Source organism: Mechercharimyces sp. CAU 1602 (genome assembly GCF_024753565.1).
GTDB lineage: Bacteria > Bacillota > Bacilli > Thermoactinomycetales > JANTPT01 > Mechercharimyces.
In genome coordinates this window covers 1-5,522 of the sequence record NZ_JANTPT010000008.1, presented here as the reverse complement: position 1 = coordinate 5,522, position 5,522 = coordinate 1, and the positions used below count along the sequence as shown (strand labels likewise).

Here is a 5,522-nt window from a genome sequence, read left to right as displayed (position 1 = left end):
CCCTACCCACACCTCATCCCCTGAATTTTCAACTTCAGTGGGTTCGGGCCTCCATTTCGTATTACCGAAACTTCACCCTGGACATGGGTAGATCACTCGGTTTCGGGTCGACGACGACGTACTCACTCGCCCTATTCAGACTCGCTTTCGCTGCGGCTCCAGCTTCTCACCTTAACCTTGCACGCCATCGTCACTCGCCGGTTCATTCTACAAAAGGCACGCCGTCACATGTCATGCATGCTCCGACTGCTTGTAAGCACACGGTTTCAGGTTCTTTTTCACTCCCCTTCCGGGGTGCTTTTCACCTTTCCCTCACGGTACTGGTTCACTATCGGTCGCCAGGAAGTATTTAGCCTTAGGAGGTGGTCCTCCCAGATTCCCACGGGGTTTCACGTGCCCCGCAGTACTCAGGGTCCGTCTCGGAGAGAAGAAGGTTTTGGCTACGGGGTTGTTACCCTCTGTGACGGAGCGTTCCAGCTCACTTCGCCTACCCTCTTCTTTTCTAACTCCATGTGAGACGCCCTACAACCCCATCCGTCAAAGACGTATGGTTTGGGCTGTTCCCCGTTCGCTCGCCGCTACTGAGGGAATCGCAATTGCTTTCCTTTCCTCGGGGTACTAAGATGTTTCAGTTCCCCCGGTCTGCCTCTGACTACCCTATGGATTCAGGTAGTAGTACTAGTTCTTCCAACTAGTGGGTTGCCCCATTCGGAAATCCTCGGATCCACGCTTACTTACAGCTTCCCGAGGCATATCGGTGTTCGTCCCGTCCTTCATCGGCTCCTGGCGCCAAGGCATCCACCGTGTGCCCTTATTCGCTTATCCTCTATATAAAGGATCTCACGTTTCTTACAACCGGTGTTGTTGTAATACCCTTGACTCATTGAAGTATTTACTTTTCAAGGTGCGAATCACTACCACATCTCGTGGCGACAAGTAATACTATAGCATAGGTTTATTCAAATCCGCAAGACCTTTTTTTAGTAAAAACGCATGTTTTACTCATGTTCGAAAAATTAATAGATTCATCGTAACAGGTCTTTCGCACGAGCAGGATATAATCCCCTCTAAAATTAGGCAGGGGTATCCCATAGTGAAAATTAAACAGATTGCGGTCAAGGGAAGTTGTCCATGTCGACCATATGCCGAAGAAGTCCATCTCTCTTCGCTTCACGAAGCAAGGATGGAATGGAAAATGGGGAATGTCGAGGTAGGCTCCCCATACCAAAAGAAACCCAAGGGGGAATCCCTCGATTCTTTGTCCAACCCGCCCGTAAAAATCCTAGAGATAGATCGAGCTTCTCCCACGGATGAAATTACCACTGAAATAACTTTCTTCAGATGTCACATCTAATTTCGTATGTTTGATAATGGGTTGTGGAGACCCTGATTCGGCATCAAGTGATGAATTTGAGGTTGCATGATACTAAGATAATAGGCTCAAAACAATCATTTTTCTGTTCAAATTCCATCATTCTGCTGAACACCAAATCTACTACCTGTAATCATGGTTCTTGTTATTCCATCACTGATGTAGAGGGCAAATACCAACGTTGGGTCTCCATTCAACATTTTATGGGAAGGTGGAAGGAAGTGTGCGTAAAACATATCGTGAGTCTTTCCACGATCCTATCCCTCTGTTGGTATCCTTTTTCCTCACTTTATGCGTTTTTAATACCCATAATTTTCCTCGTACTGATCCATGACCCTTTTCCAGTGATTGAGGAAAAGGTCTTCATCGCACGTCTCTTTATTCATCCCTACACCTGCCCGCATGGTCCCATCCCAATTACTCATAAAAGAAATCCCTTGTGAACCACACTTTTTCCCTGAGAGAAACTCCTGATATTCCTCCATTAACTCTTGGATCGTTAATTCTTCATCCCGTACCAATAAGATGAGATAACCCCATACACAATCCACATCTATATTGGCCGGTCTATTCTCTTCTAGAAACGAAAGAAGACGCCCACTCATCCACAATCACTCCTTTATTTCTCTTTTACTACGTTACTGTTATTATCGAATTTAGGATAGTGCGTGTCCATATAATCTACTGTACCATCGGGTTTAGGGACGACATAACCTTCCACTTCAATGTCTTTGCCATCGGGACCCTTCACAGTGGATTTAAATAGAACGGGGTCTACCTTCCCCTTCCGATTTACACTGTATGGCAGATTTCCATTATTTTTCATAAATTCCTCCAAGGCTTGACCACCAAGCTCATCAATCTCCTGTTCCGTATAGTTTTCAGGATAGACTGTTTTCGTCTCTACTTTACTTGTTCTTGCTTCAGCTTCTGGATCAATATCCTCCGGCTTCTTATTTTTCATATCGGGAGGCACTTGTTTTTCGAGTTTTTTCCTTCTGCTTTTACTTAGATCTGGATCTTGTAGCTCTTCTAAAGCGTTTTTGATTTTCTCATATTTCGCCTTTACTTGAGGGTCACTACCGATGAGTTTTACCTTCACTTTTCGAACTCCCGTCTCCGAATCTAGTAAAATCTCCTCAAACTCGTATCCATCCTTCCGCACTCTCTCCTTCATATTTTTCCAGTTGTGAAGACCGTCTCCACTCCATTTCCTATTATAAGCAGATTGGGGAGCTTCTACCGTTTCACCCTCATGAACATGTTTTCTTGTCTGGTCATTGCTATATTCTGACGGGCTCTTGCGAGGTGTTCCCCCTAGAATCTGCGAAGTGAGCGAACAACTGGTGCTGGTATTATTCGATTTGGAATCCGCATAAGCTTGTCCAATGAAGCGAGCTCCCGTTTTTCCACTTGAAGAATCATCACAGACCCAATCAACAAAATCATCCCGTTTCTTCGTAAGAGGATCTGCGATATAGTCATCATATTTTTTGGTCAAAAAACCATCAAAAAGCTTGTTATCTAGCTTGGAAAATAAATTTCCCGCTTTTCCTAATTTTTTTGCCACCAAGTATTCAAGCACGGGCTCTGCATAACGATCATAATTCCCTAGATGATCCCCTGTGTCCCATTCGTTCCCCTCCGTCATTTCATATATCTTAGGGACTGGATCGACAAAATCCCAAGCAAATTCAAGGGGATCTCCCGCCCAAGGGTCAATATAATCGTCATAGAAAGGTTCAATGTGATCTTCTACAAAGGGCCGGCTCTTTTTAACCACCCAGCCAAGACCGGGGATCTCTTCTGCTTTGTCTGCCCAGCTCTTATCTTTATGCTCTTTTTTTGCATTTGCGGGAGTAGGAGAGGACGATTTTTTCTCTTCTTCAGCACTCGCCTTCTCGATCGTTGGTGGGGCCGCTTGTTGCTTAGTGTCCACTTCGCCATTTAATGCGGACATAATCAGATTTTTAAGCGGGGTTTCTTGTTCTTGAATCGCTATAAATAACAGTCCTGCCAAAGCAACACCAGCAGCTAGAATGATGATATATTCCAGTGTGGAAGCACCTTTTCGTGACTGTAACACATGCCAATATTTACGCCACCATGATTTCACTGAAAATCAGCCTTCTTTCATCACTAAAGTGGAAAAAAAAGAGTGTTGAAAATTTCTAATGAAATAATCCACACCATACATAGACTTAGAACCATAACCATACTTGCTTTCCACACAGCTACTTGGTGAGCGACAGAAATACTTTTTACTAATACGATGTAGAACCAGATAATACACAATAGATCAACTAGAAGGAAAAAGAGGTAGAGCAAGGTCAACGTTGCACTTTGATTCAGTTCTGGAGTGGAACGAGCAAACAACTCATCCCCAAATAGCAGGATTTGCGGTATAAGTACGATTCCCTTTACATTATATGGAACAGTTGCCCAGGCACTCGCTGTAAAAGTACGTGACCAACTCACCTTTCTTTGAAACATCCAACCGATCAGGGTTATCAAGCTACAAAACAGAAGCCAAAATCCTATCCCAATACAAGGACCCAAAATTAGCGACTTACTAAATATTTCAGATAGTGGAGCCCATTCTCTTCCATCAAACAAAAACATTTGTGTTAATGTGAAATTGATACCAAAAATAGCGATCCAGACCCATGGCATATAGGTGGTTGGCCAGTCCAAAATGTCGGTAATCGTCTCGCGGGTCGATACTCCCACAGACAACATCCATTGACGATAAACATCAAGATCCACAATAATCCCCCTTTACTGTCCCACAATAGCTGCGAAGAAATATAAAAAAATAAGAGGGAGCGTTGGGATAATGATCGCACCTAGCCCGAACCAAGCAGAAAACCGATGTACGGCCCCTAGCGCCTTCGACAACACAACCACAAACCAAATGTTTAGCGCAGTGTCGATAAGCCACAAAAAAATAAATAGAACAATTAAGAGAACGCTCCCCTCGATTCGTGGTGTCTCTCTTGTAAACATCTCATCACCAAACAATAGTAACTGAGGGATCCATAATATGAGCTTTCCACTAAAAGGTATGGTGGCCCATGCAGTGGCAACTCTTGTTTCACGAAAAGAAGCTATTCCTCCAAGAAGACGGCTTGTCCAATACAAAATACCACTCATAACAAACCAGATGAACAGTCCCATAAGTGGACCGATAATGACACTGGATACCCCAATTTGGACGATTGACATTTTATCGCCCATATTCTTCATGGCTGCATTCTCTAAACCAACAGCCACACCATAGACAAGAATCAACAAAATCATTTGTTTCTTGGTGGTAGTGGGTACTACTCGCTCAGTTACTTTCTTCGTATGTAACCAAATCGCACTTAGTGCATAAGTCAACCTAACCACTCCTTTCGATATTTTTCTTTATGATAAGAATAAAATGAATTTAAAACATACCGCAAGAGCCCAGTAAAAATCAACCAAACACCCTACCTCATTGTATGAAACTCCCGTGGCTCAGGTTCCGTCGATCCAGGTACGAGATCTTCTATACTTAACTGCGGAGTTGGTTCATCCAATTCCAATCCGTCCACTTCTGTCAATTGAGAAAAGCACGGTTCGTTTTAGGCAAATGGGCTAAAAGCATACTTTATTCTCAAACCATTGCACCTCCATTGAAATATTCACTAGATTCATTTTCACTAGATTCATCAATTAAAACACATTAATGAATAAGACATACCTATTCTACATCATTCGACATCTATTTTGATATACTTTTTAGAAAAAATGATGTTAAGGTTATATTTTATGGGATTCATCCATCATTATAAACTATTCAAGAATATATTGGTTGAAATCCAGTATCACTAATTGAAGTAAAAAACGTTGATCATCAAAAATGGGTTAAGAAGGTAATTATAATAACATACTGACACTCTGATTAATTCTAAACTCGGTCTATAACAATACACAAAAAAAGAGTCCTTTACAGGGCTCTTTATAAAATCATTCCCTGAAAACCAAAGAGCGAAAAGCTAGATCCAAGCCGCAAGTCTTGCTTGTTGTTGCTTTCTCGTTTTGCTCGTTCGAGCTCCGTAGAAAGGAGGTGATCCATCCCCACCTTCCGGTAGGGATACCTTGTTACGACTTCACCCCAATCATC

4 protein-coding genes and 2 rRNA genes are annotated in these 5,522 nt (G+C 42.8%); all 6 read right to left on the bottom strand.

Annotation, left to right across the window (positions count from 1 at the left end; genetic code table 11):
* Window positions 1-825: ribosomal RNA gene (locus NXZ84_RS15020) — 23S ribosomal RNA — on the bottom strand; the annotation flags it as partial.
* Between the two features lie 846 nt (window positions 826-1,671).
* On the bottom strand, window positions 1,672-1,977 hold the full coding sequence (locus tag NXZ84_RS15015; RefSeq protein ID WP_258841167.1) for a hypothetical protein: 306 nt from the start codon (window positions 1,975-1,977) through the stop codon (window positions 1,672-1,674).
* Between the two features lie 14 nt (window positions 1,978-1,991).
* Complete coding sequence (locus tag NXZ84_RS15010; protein WP_258841166.1) at window positions 1,992-3,488, bottom strand: hypothetical protein; 1,497 nt, start codon at window positions 3,486-3,488, stop codon at window positions 1,992-1,994.
* A 23-nt stretch (window positions 3,489-3,511) separates the two neighbouring features.
* Complete coding sequence (locus NXZ84_RS15005) at window positions 3,512-4,138, bottom strand: YIP1 family protein (RefSeq protein ID WP_258841165.1); 627 nt, start codon at window positions 4,136-4,138, stop codon at window positions 3,512-3,514.
* Between the two features lie 12 nt (window positions 4,139-4,150).
* On the bottom strand, window positions 4,151-4,753 hold the full coding sequence (locus tag NXZ84_RS15000; RefSeq protein WP_258841164.1) for a Yip1 family protein: 603 nt from the start codon (window positions 4,751-4,753) through the stop codon (window positions 4,151-4,153).
* A 705-nt stretch (window positions 4,754-5,458) separates the two neighbouring features.
* Window positions 5,459-5,522, bottom strand: a 16S ribosomal RNA gene (locus tag NXZ84_RS14995); the annotation flags it as partial.